Source organism: Pseudooctadecabacter sp. (assembly GCF_020627745.1).
Classification (GTDB): domain Bacteria; phylum Pseudomonadota; class Alphaproteobacteria; order Rhodobacterales; family Rhodobacteraceae; genus Octadecabacter.
The window spans coordinates 1-13779 of sequence record NZ_JAHDGE010000051.1; the positions used below are offsets into that span (position 1 = coordinate 1).

The following is a 13779-nucleotide window of genomic DNA, read 5'->3' on the forward strand; positions in this document are numbered from 1 at the left end:
GGCGCAGACCGGTTTGAACGGGTGGGCAAGGTCATGTCGCGCAGCGACGTGACAGCCCACTCAGAACTTACGGCGCGCTGACGGCATTCCGTTACGCGGATCGGGACGACGGGCGGGCAGGGGCGCAGCACACCACACGAAGGGGCCGCTTAGTCCGCCGCATTGACCCGATCATTGTGGGGGTGCACCTCTCCCGTGCCGCTGTCGGGATCCGGTGCCTCTTTCGGCAGAACAAAGTTGGCGGCAAATCCGTGCACAAGCATGGACATCAGGATTGTGACCGCCGAAATGCGCCAGATGGCATCAATGAACTGAAAATCCGCGTGGTTTTGCGCATAGGCGATGTAGAAGACGGTGCCCATGCCGCGAATGCCGAAAAACGCGACCTTGAATCGGGACATGTCGCCGCAATCCATTCCGACCATGGACAGCAGCCCGCCAGCGGGACGGACCACAAACAAAATTGCAGCCGCGATGGCGATGTCTGTCCAGACGACATCCGCCAGCAACCCGTTGGTCAGAAACATGCCGAACCAGACCAGCAACACCACCAGAAGCACGCTTTCCAACTGGTCCGCGTCGCGGTGCACGAACCGCGCATAAAGCCCGTCCTGCTTGTCGCCATGATACCGCCCGGCGCGGGCTGCGGCGAAGACTGCCAGAAAACCGTAGCCCGAAACCGCCTCGGACGCGCCATAGGCCGTAAAGGTGGAGGCAAGGACCACAATCAGCGCATTCCACGCCCCCAGATTGGCATCCCCGTATCGGCTGTGCAGCAGCCTGGATATGACTATCCCGCAGACCCAGCCCACCGCATAGCCCGCAATCACGCGGTACAGGAAATCGTAGCCCAGCCACGACCAGCCCCAGTCCGACCAGCCCGCGCCCGATGCGGCGATGAGGGCAAGGGCAAGGTAGACGAAGGGAAAGGCCAGCCCGTCGTTCAGCCCTGCTTCGGCTGTCAGGGATACCTCAAGCGGGTCTTCGTCCTGTCCCGGCGGGCTGACCTGCACCGATCGCGCCAGCACCGGATCGGTGGGTGCCAGAACCGCCGCCAGCAGCACAGCAGAGGCAAGGGGCAGCCCTGCCACCCAGATGCCCAGCAGCGCCACACCAAGGATCGTCAGCGGCATTGCGATGACCAGCAGCCGGATCGTGGCCTGCCAGTTGCGCCAGCTTTCGCGGGTGTCGATGGCAAGACCGGCACCGGCCAGCGAAATAAGGACGATCAGTTCCGCGATATGTTCAACGATTTTGGCGGACAGGGTGTTGGTCAGCGGGTCCAGAACAGGCAGGCCGACGCCCCCCAGAACAGCCCCGAGCCCCACAAACAACAGAGGTACATTGAGGATGCGGTAGCGGTTCCACAAAGGTTGCAACGTCAACGCCATAAGGGCGAGCCCGAGGACCAAATAAAAGATCGACCGGGTGGACAGCCCGAAGTATTCCGAAAGGATAGACATCCCCTGCCATATGGGTCGGACGGGTCAACCGGCAAGGTCCGGGGGCGGGATGCGAAAAGCCCATTTCGGCGGTTGACTCGCGGCTCAAACCCCGTAGAAGGCGGACTTCATATGATTTCACACGCGCGCGCCAAGGCGTCCGCGACACCGGAGAGATGACATGGCGAAGCCAACCACGATCAAAATCCGCCTGAACTCCACCGCAGGCACCGGCCACTTCTATGTGACCAAGAAAAACGCACGCACCATGACCGAAAAGATGGTTGTCCGGAAATACGACCCGGTTGTGCGCAAGCACGTGGAATACAAGGAAGGCAAGATCAAGTAGGATCGCCTGACAGATTGTTTTCAAACGGGTCACCCATCGCGGTGGCCCGTTTTCGTTCAGGGGGAGGGGCATGTTCCATATCAGACCTGCGACACCGGCCGACATCACGTCGGTGGACGCGCTTCTGGCGCGGTCTTTCCCGCGGCTGTTGCAGGGCGATTATGCCCCGTCGATGCTTGTCCTTGCCCTGCCAAAGATCAGCCGCGCCCAACCCGATCTGGTCAGTTGCGGAACCTATTATCTGGTTCATGACAGCGCGGGTACGCTGATGGGGGCAGGCGGCTGGACGGCTGAGGCACCGGGCTCCGGCGCAGTCACGCGCGGGGAAGGCCACATCCGTCATGTGGCCACGGACCCTGAGGCCATACGGCGCGGAGTGGGGCGGGCGCTTGTGGATCACATCATTGCGACCACCCGCGATCACGGCCTGCGCCGCCTGCACTGCCTTTCAACCCGAACCGCCGTGCCTTTTTACCGCGCCATGGGGTTTGAACCCCTCAAGGACGTTACTGTCCCTCTTGGCCACGGCATCGACTTTCCCGCCGTCACCATGGAACGCTCCCTCTAGGCTTCTCTGGTTCAAAAATACCTAAAAGGGCGCGCGCGCATCGCGCGCGCCCGGATCGGATGGGCGCAGCCCATTCGATATTCTCATCCCCGAAGGCTGCGGCCAAAGAAAAGGGCCGCCCGAAGGCGACCCTGATCCGGTTCGATCGTGATGTCCGCTATTCGCGGCTGCCCAGGAATTGCAGCAGGAACATGAACATGTTGATGAAGTTGATGTAGAGGCTCAACGACCCCATGATCGCCGATTTGTCCAACCACTCCTGATCGCCATGGGCCGCGTGGGCCACATATTCATTCTTGATGCGCTGGGTGTCGTAGGCGGTCAGACCGGCAAAGATCAGCAGGCCGATGACGGACACGGCCCAGCCCAGGGCATCCGATTGCAGCCAGATGTTCACCACAGAGGCCACGATGAGGCCGATAACACCCATGATCAGGAAGCTGCCCCAACCCGAGATGTCACGCTTCGTGGTGTAGCCCCACAGGGACAGACCGGCAAAAGCGATGGATGTGATCAGGAACACCTGCGCGATGGATGTGCCGGTGAAGGCCACAAAAATCCACGAGATCGACACACCCATTGCGGCGGCGAACACGTAGAAGAACAGGTTGGCACCCGCCGCAGAGATGCGGTTGATCATCGCGCCGAAGGCAAAGACCATCACCAGCGGCAGGAACATGATCACCCATTTCAGCGGGCTCAGATACAACGTCGCCCCCAGATCGGTCAGGTAACGACCGGCGCCCAAGGCATATTCCGTGGGCGTGGCCGAAACGGTCAGCGACCCGATGGCCCATGCGGCGAGGAACGTCAGGAACAAACCGCCCGACATCAGGCCATAGACCTTGTTCATATGGGCGCGCAGCCCCTCGTCAATTTGCGCAGTGCGCGCGCCGACAGCGGCGGTCATCTGCGGATTTCTGTAGTCAGCCATGAATTCCCTCCAAGGTTGAACGTGAATTACGTCGGGTCCGGTGGCTGCCGGATCACCCTTGGCACTGATATTGGCATGACAGCCCTGCAATTCAAGGAAAACCGGACAGGGGGTGCCCGGTTTTCCGTGTCAAATTGTCAGGATTGTCGTGAATGGTGTAAAAATGCCCGATCGGCGGGCAGATCCCAGATCGGGCGACGGGCCTCAGCCTCCGCCTGTGCTGGGGTCAGACCCAGATCTGCAAGGTGATGGGCGCTCAGCCTGCGCAGGGTGCGGCGCTCTTTCCAGACTGTGAGATGAAGCGCAAGACGGCGGCGCCAGGCCGCGCGTGGGACGGGACGTGATCCCGTGTGCAAAAAGGCGGTTGAAAAGGCGGTCATATCATTTCCTTTCGTGATGTAGTCATCATTTATCATTCCATGTGTTGATATATTCGATATCCGGTGGCATAAGGGAAATGAATGTTTGACGTCCTCATTATCAGGATCTGTGATATGGCAAGAAATCTGGACATAACCGCATTGCGGTCCTTTGTGGCGGTTGCCGATGCCGGCGGCGTGACGCGGGCGGCGGGGGTGCTGAACCTGACGCAATCTGCGGTGTCGATGCAGCTGAAACGGCTGGAGGAGGCACTGGGCCTGCCTCTTCTGGACCGGTCCAGCCGCCAGATCGGGGTCACGCCGCAGGGCGAACAACTGCTGAGTTACGCGCGGCGGATGCTGGCGCTGAATGACGAGGCGTTGCAGCGGTTGACGTCGCAGGAGTACGAGGGCGAGATTACCCTGGGTGTGCCTCACGACATTATCTACCCTTACATCCCCGCAGTGCTGCGGCAGTTTGCATCCGACTTTCCGCGTATGCAGATCAAGCTTGTCTCCCAGCCGACAAAAACACTGCGCGAGATGTTTGCCCGTGGCGGGCTGGATGCGATCCTGACCACCGAAAGCAGCCCCGGCGAAGGGGGGGAACCGCTGGTGACGCTGCCGCTGGTCTGGGTCGGCGCACGGGGCGGGGTGGCTTACAAACAGCGTCCCCTTCCGGTGGCGTTCTGTTCCAAATGCATTTTCCGGCCCGGTGTTCTGAAACGGCTGGATGAAGCGAATTTCGACTGGTCGATGATCATTGAATCCGAGGCCGACAGCGCGGTCGAAGCGGTGGTGAGTGCCGATCTGGCGGTCAATGCGATCATCAAAGGGTCTTTGCCCGAACAGACCGACCTGCTGCCCGCAGATGCGGGCCTGCCCGATCCCGGCACCACGCAGATTGTCCTTTACATGCAAGCCAAGGATGACCCTGTCCAGGCCGCCCTGCACGACATGATCCGCCAGTGCTATCTGTCCGAATGGAAGGCCAGCGTGCCGCGCCGGTTGTCGGCCTGACGTCCGCCACCTCAGGGTGTGACGACGACCTTGCCGGTGCTTTTTCGGCTGCGCAAAAGTTCGAGCGCGTCAGAGGCCGCATCAAGGGGCAGGACATGGCTGACGTGGGGGCGCAGGCGGCCTTGGGCATACCAGTCCAGCAATTCCCCCATGCTGTCGGTCAGGGCGGTGGGATTGAATTTCAGGTAACCGCCCCAATAAAAGCCGATGATGCTGATGTTCTTGACCAGAATGTGATTGGCGCGGATGTCGGGCAGGTCGCCGCTGGCAAAGCCGATCACCAGAATGCGACCTTCGCGGTTGGTGGCCTTGACAGCGGCCTTGAAGGCGTCGCCGCCCACGGGGTCATAGACCACATCGGCCCCGCCCAGATCCTTGACCCGCGCGGTGATGTCTTCGGCCGCGTCGATGGTGTGATCGGCGCCGGCCGCACGGGCGATGGCGCATTTTTCGGCCCCGCGTGCCACGGCGATGACCGTGGCCCCCATGGCCTTGCCGATTTCCACCGCCGTCAGCCCGACACCGCCCGCAGCCCCCAGCACAAGAAGGGTTTCCCCGTGTTGCAGATGCGCGCGCCGCGTCAGCGCCAAATGGGATGTGCCGTAGGCCACCTGAAAACCAGCCGCCTGTGGCGCGGTCATGCCTTCGGGCACCGCGCGACACAAAGCGGCGGGAAAGACTCCCTGTTCGGCCAGACCGCCCTGACCGCCAAAAACCGCCACGCGGGTGCCAATGGCAGGCGTGGTGACGCCTTCGCCGGTCGCCAGCACCGTGCCGCAGACTTCCATCCCGAGGGTGAAGGGCGGGGGTGGCGTGTCCTGATAGGTGCCTTTGGCCATCAGCAGATCCGCAAAGTTCAGACCGCAAGCCTCGATCTGCAGCAGCACATCGCCGGGCTTGGGGGTGGGAGTGTCCACCTCGGTCAGGTGCGGATCGGCGGTGTAGTCGGACACTTGATAGGCGCGCATCGGGGGGCTTTCGTTTGGGGGGCCTGCGGAACTTTGGCGGGCCGCGACTCGCTTGCCCGTTCTAAAGATCACAAAAGAGCGCGGATGTGGAACCACCTTTGTGAAAGGGCTGTTGACAGGCCGTATCGTCAAAATACCTGCACTTTAGGACAGGAAACGGAGCGCAACCGTTGCGTGTCTTGGGGCAACAGGCGACACGCCAAGAACGCACGACGTGAATGTTAAAACAAAAAAGGGGCGCACGCCCGATGGGTCAACGCCCCAGAGCAAGAATTGGAACGGATCAAATGAAGCACCCTGTAGATGTCCATGTTGGTAAACGTATCCGCCAGCGCCGGTGGGTCAGCGGGACCACGCAACAGCAACTCGCCGATCAGGTGGGGATCAAGTTCCAGCAAATCCAGAAGTATGAAACCGGCATGAACCGCGTCAGCGCATCGCGTCTTTGGGACATTGCCCATGCGCTGAATGTGGATGTGTCGTTCTTTTTCGAAGGGCTGGCCGATGATGAGATGCCTGCCGATCTGAGCGGGATGCCAAGCGATATCCTGTCCGACAAGGAAGCGTTGGAGCTGTTGCGCAGCTACTATGCGATCCCCGAAAACCAGCGCCGTCGCCTCTTTGATCTGGCGCGGGTTCTCAGCGAAGTCAGCTAACGGCCGCCTCTGACCCTTGACGCACTATATGTCCCCCCGCTACCGCAGGGGGACCATGGCAAAAGGGCAGGGCGATGACATTACTCCATGTGCAACCAGATGATGGCCTGCAGGCGACCCTGCGGGCCTGTGCGCATGAGATGGCCGATGCGGCGCGTGCCGCGATCCTGCCGCTGTTTCGCACCGATCTGACGTCCGACAACAAAGATGCCGGCGGGTTTGACCCCGTGACCGAAGCGGACCGCGCCGCAGAACGCGCCATGCGCGAGGTGCTGGGGCGGCTGCGTCCGCAAGACGGCATATTGGGCGAGGAATACGGCACGGATAACGGCACCAGCGGGCTGCAATGGGTGCTGGACCCGATTGACGGCACACGCGGATTTATCAGTGGCACGCCTACATGGGGCGTGCTGATCAGTCTGCGGGATGCGGGCGGGCCGGTTTACGGGCTGATCGACCAACCCTATATTGGCGAACGTTTCGAGGGCGGGTTTGGCCTGTCCGAGATGACAGGCCCGTTGGGCGCGCGGGGGCTTGGCACCTCCGGCGTGGACACACTGGCCGCGGCCACGATCCTGACCACGTTCCCCGAGGTGGGCACCGCACGCGAGGGGGCTGCGTTCAAGGAGGTCGCGTCGCGCTGTCAGCTGACACGATACGGGATGGATTGTTACGCCTACGCGCTGCTTGCAGCGGGGCAGGTCGAATTGGTCGTGGAAGCGGGATTGAGCGCCTATGACATTCAGGCCCCCATCGCCGTCATTCAGGCGGCGGGTGGCATCGTGACCGACTGGACCGGAGCACCGGCCCATGAGGGCGGACGGGTGCTGGCGGCGGCCAATGCAGATCTGCATGCGGCGGCCCTTGAAATTCTAGCGAAATATTAAAGGGATCGGAGGGGTGTCGAATGGGCTGCGCCCATCCGATCCGGCGCGGCTGCGCCGCGCTTTCGAGAGTGAAAGGGGGTCGCGATGGACCGTGAAATTCTGATCAAGGGCGCGGTGTCCGTTGTCACCATGGATGACGACCGGCGCGAACTGGCCGGTGCGGATGTGTTGATCCGCGGCGGTGTAATTGCTGAGGTGGGCCAAGCCATCCATGCGCCAAAGGCGGAGGTTGTGGACGCGGCGGGTTGCGTGGTGACACCCGGTTTGGTCAACACCCATCACCATCTGTACCAGACCCTGACCCGCGCCGTGCCCGGCGGGCAGGACGCGCTGTTGTTCGGCTGGCTGCAAACGCTTTATCCGATCTGGGCGCGGTTCGGACCGGAGGAGATGTATGTCTCCGCCCAGATCGGGCTGGCCGAACTGGCGCTGTCGGGCTGCACGATGACGTCCGACCATCTGTATTTGTACCCCAACGGATCGCGTCTGGACGACACGATTGCCGCCGCCCGTGACGTGGGCCTGCGGTTTCACCCCACACGCGGTGCGATGAGTATTGGCGAAAGCGACGGTGGCCTGCCGCCGGACAGTCTGGTCGAGCGTGAGGCGGATATTCTGGAGGACTGCATCCGCGTCATCGACGCCCATCATGACGCAAGCGAGGGCGCCATGGTGCGCGTGGGCGTGGCGCCCTGTTCGCCGTTCTCGGTCAGCCGTGATCTGATGCGCGATGCAGCCGTGCTGGCGCGCGACAAGGGCGTGATGTTGCACACCCATCTGGCGGAAAACGACGAGGACATCGCCTATTCCCTGGAAAAATTCGGCTGTCGTCCGGGGCAATATGCCGAAGACCTCGGCTGGACGGGGCCGGATGTCTGGCACGCCCATTGTGTGAAACTCGACGGACAGGAAATTGATCTGTTTGCGCGCACCAGAACGGGCGTGGCCCATTGCCCCTGTTCCAACTGCCGCCTCGGGTCGGGCATCGCGCCCGTGCGCGCCATGCGCGATGCGGGGGTGCCCGTGGGGTTGGGGGTGGACGGATCAGCCTCCAACGATGCGGGATCGCTGATCGGCGAAGCGCGCCAGACCATGCTTTTGCAACGGGTGGCGCTGGGCGCGGATGCCATGTCCGCCCGCGAAGCGCTCGAGATTGCCACGCGGGGCGGGGCAGAGGTTCTGGGCCGGAACGATTGCGGCCAGATCAGCGTTGGCAAACGAGCTGACATCGCCGTGTGGGATGTGTCCGGTATCGAGGCTGCAGGATCGTGGGATCCGGTGGCTTTGGTGTTGGCCGGGCCGACGCGGGTGCGCGATTTATGGGTGGAAGGCCGCCCAGTGGTGGCGGACACCCGCGTGGTCAGCTTTGATTTGAACCGCGCGATTGCGCGGCAGGGCCAGTTGGTACAGGCCTTGCAAAGCTGAGAGAGAGGAAAAGCCGATGAAATATCTGATTGCTGCCGCATGTGTGGCCCTGTCCGCCTGCGGATCGACCACATCGACGTCAACATCCACGGCCGGAACCGGATCGGCCCCGGTCACCGCCAGCGTGCCTTCGGGGTCTTTCATGTCGTTTCTGAACGATGCCCGCGCGCAAAACGGATTGCCGCCAGTGTCCGAAGACCGCCGCCTGTCGCAGGCCGCATTGCGCCATGCGCAGGACATGGAAGCGAACGGATTTTTCTCGCATACGGGGTCGAACGGCAGTTCCTTTTCGGACAGGGCCAAGGCTGCGGGATACAGCTGCGCACGTAACGAAAACCTCGCCAGTGGGAACAGGACGCCGCAAGGCGTGGTCACCGCATGGATGAACTCACCCGGTCACCGTGCGAACATGCTGGCGCGCAACGTGTCTGAATACGGGATCGGCCGGACGGACAACCATTGGGTGCTGGTCATGGGTGCGGGCTGCTAGGCTGGGATGTACGGGATCGGGCGCAACAAGCAGGCCCTTGCCGGTGCGTATGCCATCGAAGGGCGCGCCCTGATCTTTCCCAAACAGGGGATCGCAATGGGATGCGATCTGGTCCGGCAGGCTGTAGTGGCCGATGCCGGCGCGTTGGGGGCCGCTGTTTTCGAAGCCCTTGAGGGATCGACCCCGCTGCGCAAGAAAACCCTGACCTTGGGGCAACAGACCCGCGTTTTTGCCAACACGATGGACGCGTTCCGACGGGAGCAAAAGGCCGGTCTACGCCGGTTTTCCGATGGACTGACCCATGTGGCGATCCGTCAGACGCCCGCCGGGATTGCATTGACGCCCATGGGCCCCGCGCGCGGGCGGTATGCGTTCGAACGCAGCGGCGAGGATCAGGTGATCGAGGTGCCCGCATCCCTTGACGCTGCCGTAGTCGGGCGGGCGCTGTCCCTCATGCTGAACCGTTAGACGCGCTGTCCTGCCACGTAAGTCGCTGCAATCGCGCGGTCGTCACCCATCATGATGGTCGGAAACAGCGCCTCCCACAGATCATTCGCACGGGATGTGCGCTGGGCAATCGCGGGGGTGGAGGCCAGATCAAGAACGGTGATGTCTGCCATGGCACCTACATTCAGCGACCCGATGTGCCCGCCCATGCGCAAGGCCTGCGCGGATCCTTCGGTGGCCAGCCACATCAGGTGCGCGGGATGCAGCGCTGTGCCGCGCAGCTGTGCGACCTCGTAGGCGGCGGCCATGGTGCGCAACATGGAAAACGACGACCCGCCACCGGTGTCTGTGGCAAGCCCCGTGCGAATACCCCGCGCCTTGATCCCCGCCATGTCGAACAGCCCCGACCCGATAAACGTGTTAGACGTGGGGCAATGGACCACCGCCGCGCCGACCTCTGCCAGACGGTCAACCTCGCGCGGTTCAAGGTGGATCGCATGGCCGTATAGGCCGTTTGCGCCCAACAGGCCGAATTGTTCATAGGTGTCCAGATAGTCGCGGGCCGATGGAAACAGATCGCGGACCCATGCGATTTCGTCGGTCTGTTCGCTTAGGTGCGTTTGCATCAACACATCGGGATGTTCCGCCCAAAGCGCCCCCATCGCTGCCAGCTGATCGGGGGTCGAGGTCGGCGAAAACCGCGGCGTGATGGCGTAGGTGGCACGGGCCTTGCCGTGGTAGGTTTCAAGCAGGGATTTGCTGTCGTCATAGGCCGATTGCGCCGTGTCGCGCAGGCCATCCGGCGCGTTGCGGTCCATGCAGGTCTTGCCCGCGACCACGGCCATCCCGCGTGCGGCGGCCTGATCAAAGAAGGCGCGCACGGACGCGGGGTGAATCGTGCAAAAGCTGGTGAGGGTCGTGGTGCCATGGGCCAACGCCAGATCAAGGGTGCGGCCGGCAATCTCATGCGCATAGCCTTCATCCGCGAACCGCATTTCTTCGGGGAAAGTATAGGTGTTGAGCCAGTCGATCAGCCGCTTGCCCCACGACGCGATCATGGCGGTCTGGGGGTAGTGCATATGCGCGTCCACAAAACCCGCACTGATCAGGTGGTCGCCGTGATCGACCACGCGGGCCTGCGGATGGGCCGCCCTGAGCGCGGCCCCGTCGCCCACCTGCGCAATCCGGCCGTCCTGCACCAAGACGCCGCCGTGGGTCAGCGCCACCGCTGCGTCCTCGACGGGGGTGGCGAAGGGATCGGCCTCAAACCGCAGGGTTTGCCCTAAAAGAAGAAGGTCAGTCATGCCGGGCAAACTATGTCCGCGTCCGGGAATCGTAAATCGCCAAATGTCATTGACCGCTTGAGGGTGACGCTAAGTTCACTAATGTGCAGCCGAAAGGGGACCGCCATGTCAGAGGCCATCGAGATCACCGAAGAGGACGACGAAGGTCTGCCCCGGATGCTGGCCTCTGCGGTCAGGGCCGCGCTGGCGGATGGCAATGCGGAAGAACTGGACCGCCTTCTCAACCCGCTGCACCCCGCCGATATTGCCGACCTTCTGGAACAGATCGACGACCGCCAGCGGGCGGAGTTGCTGTACCAGTGGAAGGGCGGGATGGATGGCGACATCCTGTCCGAACTGGGCGATGACCTGCGCGAGGAAATCATCGACGCCCTTGGCCCCAAGGAACTGGCCGATGTGGTGCGTGATCTTGAATCCGATGATGTGGTCGATCTGGTCGAAGACCTTGATGAAGACCAACAGGAACAGGTGTTGGACGCGCTGGATGTCGGTGACCGTGTGGCCGTGGAAAAGGCGCTGGCCTATCCGGAGGAATCCGCAGGCCGCCTGATGCAGATGGAGGTCGTGCGCGCACCGGCCCACTGGACCGTGGGCGAGGCGATTGATTACCTGCGCGCCTCCGACGATCTGCCGGAACAATTCTACCACGTCATTCTGGTCGATCCGCGCATGAAACCCGTGGGCTATGTGACCTTGGGCCGCCTGCTGGGCACGCCACGTCCGATCCATCTGACCGAATTGTTGGAGGACAGTTTCCGCACCTTCCGCGTCGATCAGGACGAAGGCGACGTGGCCTATGCGTTCAACCAGTACCACCTGATTTCCGCCCCTGTGGTGGACGAAGACGACCGGCTTGTGGGCGTGATCACCATCGACGACGCGATGATCGTGCTGGATGAAGAACACGAAGAAGACATCCTGCGTCTGGCCGGTGTGGACGGGGAATCGAGCCTGACAGACAAGGTCATCGCCACAACCAAACGTCGTTTTCCGTGGTTGGCGGTCAATCTGGTGACGGCCATTCTGGCCTCGATGATCATTTCGCTGTTTGAAGAAACCATCGCGGGGCTGGTGGCGCTCGCCGTGCTGATGCCCATTGTCGCTTCCATGGGCGGCAACGCGGGCACGCAAAGTCTGACAGTGGCCGTGCGGTCGATTGCGACCAAGGACCTGACCGGCGCCAACGTCTGGCGCGTGATCCGGCGTGAGGTCTTGGTGGGCCTGATCAACGGCCTCGCCTTTGCGGTGATCATGGGGCTGGTGGGCTATGTGTGGTTCGGCCAGCCCATGTTGGGCGTGGTGATCGCGCTGGCCATGGTGATCAACATGGTGGTGGCCGGTCTGGCGGGCACAGGTATTCCGGTGATTTTGGAAAAAATCGGGATTGATCCGGCACTTGCCTCGGGCGCGTTTGTGACGACGGTGACAGATGTGGTCGGGTTTTTCGCCTTCCTCGGCCTGGCGGCGGTGATGTTGCTGTGACGTTGCAGGACCGCAAGGACGCCGCGCGCAAGGCAGCCTTTGCCGCGCGCAAAACGGCCCATGAAGCAGGCTTTGGCCACGCAGGCCACCTGTCGTCGGTCCTTGCGGGATATCGCGGCGTGCCGCTGGCGGGCTACGCCCAGATGCGCACGGAAATCGACCCGACCCCTGCGATGGAAGAAGCCGCAGCCCATGGCCCCGTCTGCCTGCCAGTGATCGAGGCGGCAGGCCAGCCCCTCAAGTTCCGCACCTGGACGCCCGGCTGCGCCATGACCCCGGGTGCCTTCGGCGCGCACATCCCCGCAACCGGCGATTGGGTCATCCCCGAAATCCTGATCGTCCCGTTGGTGGCCTTTTCCCGCGCGGGCGGGCGTTTGGGCTATGGCGGCGGGTTTTACGACCGCACCCTTGAAGGTCTGCGCGCCCTCAAACCAACTCTGGCCATCGGTTTTGCCTATGCCGCACAGGAACTGCCCGACCTGCCGCTGGAACCCACCGATCAACCGCTGGATCTCATCGTGACCGAAGAGGGCGTGATCGACCCACGTTGATCCCTTTTCTCTGGTTCAAAAATTCCCAGCCTTATGTATCAGAAGATAAGGAACCAAACATGCGTAATAAACTATCGCGCGGGAAATTTAATGCAGCGTTCATGCTGCACTGCATGGCTGCGATAAGTGTGTCTGAGATACGGGTTTAAAATTAAAGGTCAGTTTATACTGTCGCGGTTCACTTCTCTCATCAAAAGATTTAATGACGAGTGATAATAATGTTCGGAAGCATTGGGATCACTGCACGCGCTTTTGTATCTGGAATATGCCTTCTGAAGACCCCGATCAGACTTTAATTGAATCACAATATTCTCACACTTTTTCAGCTGTTCTTCGCAATTCATGCCTTTTCCACCCAGAAACAAAACCGCATGGTCTGAAACAATCTGACAAAGTTCCTTCCGCAGGTTGATTCTGTGCGAAAGCATTGCATCCTTTATCTTTTGAGGCTCGGAGGCCAATTTTTCCGATAAGCCGTTGCCCTTTAACTTTTCGTCCCGCCAAATTCGATATGGTACAAGGATGACTGCCTTTAAAATGGTAAACATTACCAGTGCTGCAACTACATAAATTGCTAAATCCTGCAAGGGCGCATCAGACATTGGAGTGCCCCCAAGCCCATACCAGCCTGTTACAAGAACAGTTGCCGCAGCGTACCACACATCCGTTCGCAGATGCCAATCGAGAAACGCATAGCGGTAAATTAGCCCCAGATATGTAAGGATCATCTATCTAATTTTCCCAAAACCTACAATCAGTCGAAGATGCATCACTGATAAATGAAAGTAGAGTCCTAATCATCGCCAACACGCGCTTGGTCCGTTTAATAGATAAGGCCAGAGATACCTCGGGGGGTCCGAAGGACGGGGCAGAGCCCCCTTTGAGCGCGCACATTTC

Annotated in this window: 16 protein-coding genes; 11 read left to right on the plus strand and 5 right to left on the minus strand. The window is 61.3% G+C overall.

Annotated features, from left to right (window positions below; genetic code table 11):
• Positions 1 to 149 precede the first annotated feature (149 nt).
• Entirely contained in the window at positions 150 to 1463 is a 1314-nt protein-coding gene (locus QZ653_RS13965; RefSeq protein ID WP_296420947.1) for a cation:proton antiporter, read from the minus strand.
• A 160-nt stretch (positions 1464 to 1623) separates the two neighbouring features.
• On the opposite strand from QZ653_RS13965, the gene rpmG reads away from it, so the two are divergent.
• Positions 1624 to 1791: a 50S ribosomal protein L33 gene (gene rpmG, locus QZ653_RS13970; RefSeq protein WP_007814563.1), complete on the plus strand. Its 168-nt coding sequence runs from the start codon at positions 1624 to 1626 to the stop codon at positions 1789 to 1791.
• 70 nt (positions 1792 to 1861) lie between these two features.
• Positions 1862 to 2359, plus strand: coding sequence for a GNAT family N-acetyltransferase (locus QZ653_RS13975; protein WP_296420949.1), 498 nt, complete (start codon positions 1862 to 1864; stop codon positions 2357 to 2359).
• Positions 2360 to 2516: 157 nt separating this feature from the next.
• Here QZ653_RS13975 and QZ653_RS13980 read toward each other — a convergent pair whose 3' ends face one another.
• Positions 2517 to 3293: a Bax inhibitor-1 family protein gene (locus tag QZ653_RS13980; protein WP_296420951.1), complete on the minus strand. Its 777-nt coding sequence runs from the start codon at positions 3291 to 3293 to the stop codon at positions 2517 to 2519.
• Positions 3294 to 3787: 494 nt separating this feature from the next.
• Here QZ653_RS13980 and QZ653_RS13985 point away from each other — a divergent pair, with 494 nt between their 5' ends.
• Positions 3788 to 4672 (plus strand): LysR family transcriptional regulator, encoded by an 885-nt coding sequence (locus QZ653_RS13985; RefSeq protein ID WP_296420953.1) that lies wholly within the window; start codon positions 3788 to 3790, stop codon positions 4670 to 4672.
• An 11-nt stretch (positions 4673 to 4683) separates the two neighbouring features.
• Here QZ653_RS13985 and QZ653_RS13990 read toward each other — a convergent pair whose 3' ends face one another.
• Positions 4684 to 5640, minus strand: a complete 957-nt coding sequence (locus tag QZ653_RS13990) for an NADPH:quinone oxidoreductase family protein (protein ID WP_296420954.1) — start codon at positions 5638 to 5640, stop codon at positions 4684 to 4686.
• 287 nt (positions 5641 to 5927) lie between these two features.
• On the opposite strand from QZ653_RS13990, the gene QZ653_RS13995 reads away from it, so the two are divergent.
• The 5 genes from QZ653_RS13995 to QZ653_RS14015 all read left to right on the plus strand — a co-directional run bounded on the left by QZ653_RS13995 (position 5928) and on the right by QZ653_RS14015 (position 9566).
• Positions 5928 to 6296, plus strand: coding sequence for a helix-turn-helix domain-containing protein (locus tag QZ653_RS13995; RefSeq protein ID WP_296420956.1), 369 nt, complete (start codon positions 5928 to 5930; stop codon positions 6294 to 6296).
• A gap of 74 nt (positions 6297 to 6370) precedes the next feature.
• Positions 6371 to 7183: a histidinol-phosphatase gene (hisN, locus tag QZ653_RS14000; protein ID WP_296420958.1), complete on the plus strand. Its 813-nt coding sequence runs from the start codon at positions 6371 to 6373 to the stop codon at positions 7181 to 7183.
• Between the two features lie 84 nt (positions 7184 to 7267).
• The gene (locus QZ653_RS14005; RefSeq protein WP_296420959.1) at positions 7268 to 8608 is read left to right on the plus strand and encodes an 8-oxoguanine deaminase; all 1341 of its coding nucleotides are present in this window, start codon (positions 7268 to 7270) and stop codon (positions 8606 to 8608) included.
• A gap of 16 nt (positions 8609 to 8624) precedes the next feature.
• Positions 8625 to 9098 (plus strand): CAP domain-containing protein, encoded by a 474-nt coding sequence (locus QZ653_RS14010; RefSeq protein WP_296420961.1) that lies wholly within the window; start codon positions 8625 to 8627, stop codon positions 9096 to 9098.
• Between the two features lie 6 nt (positions 9099 to 9104).
• The gene (locus QZ653_RS14015; RefSeq protein ID WP_296420963.1) at positions 9105 to 9566 is read left to right on the plus strand and encodes a hypothetical protein; all 462 of its coding nucleotides are present in this window, start codon (positions 9105 to 9107) and stop codon (positions 9564 to 9566) included.
• Here the strand turns inward: QZ653_RS14015 and guaD are convergent.
• Positions 9563 to 10849, minus strand: coding sequence for a guanine deaminase (gene guaD, locus QZ653_RS14020; RefSeq protein ID WP_296420965.1), 1287 nt, complete (start codon positions 10847 to 10849; stop codon positions 9563 to 9565). The two genes, QZ653_RS14015 and guaD, sit on opposite strands and share 4 nt — an antisense overlap.
• A 105-nt stretch (positions 10850 to 10954) precedes the next feature.
• On the opposite strand from guaD, the gene mgtE reads away from it, so the two are divergent.
• From mgtE to QZ653_RS14035, 3 genes are read left to right on the plus strand one after another with little or no spacing between them, the layout of a single operon-like run.
• Positions 10955 to 12331, plus strand: coding sequence for a magnesium transporter (gene mgtE / locus QZ653_RS14025; RefSeq protein ID WP_296420966.1), 1377 nt, complete (start codon positions 10955 to 10957; stop codon positions 12329 to 12331).
• Complete coding sequence (locus QZ653_RS14030) at positions 12328 to 12882, plus strand: 5-formyltetrahydrofolate cyclo-ligase (RefSeq protein WP_296420968.1); 555 nt, start codon at positions 12328 to 12330, stop codon at positions 12880 to 12882. Before mgtE ends, QZ653_RS14030 begins: the two co-directional genes overlap by 4 nt.
• Positions 12879 to 13031: a DUF6471 domain-containing protein gene (locus tag QZ653_RS14035; protein ID WP_296420970.1), complete on the plus strand. Its 153-nt coding sequence runs from the start codon at positions 12879 to 12881 to the stop codon at positions 13029 to 13031. Before QZ653_RS14030 ends, QZ653_RS14035 begins: the two co-directional genes overlap by 4 nt.
• 9 nt (positions 13032 to 13040) lie before the next feature.
• Here the strand turns inward: QZ653_RS14035 and QZ653_RS14040 are convergent, their stop codons facing one another.
• A complete protein-coding gene (locus tag QZ653_RS14040; RefSeq protein WP_296420972.1) occupies positions 13041 to 13610 on the minus strand; it encodes a hypothetical protein in 570 nt (189 codons plus the stop codon).
• Positions 13611 to 13779 lie beyond the last annotated feature (169 nt).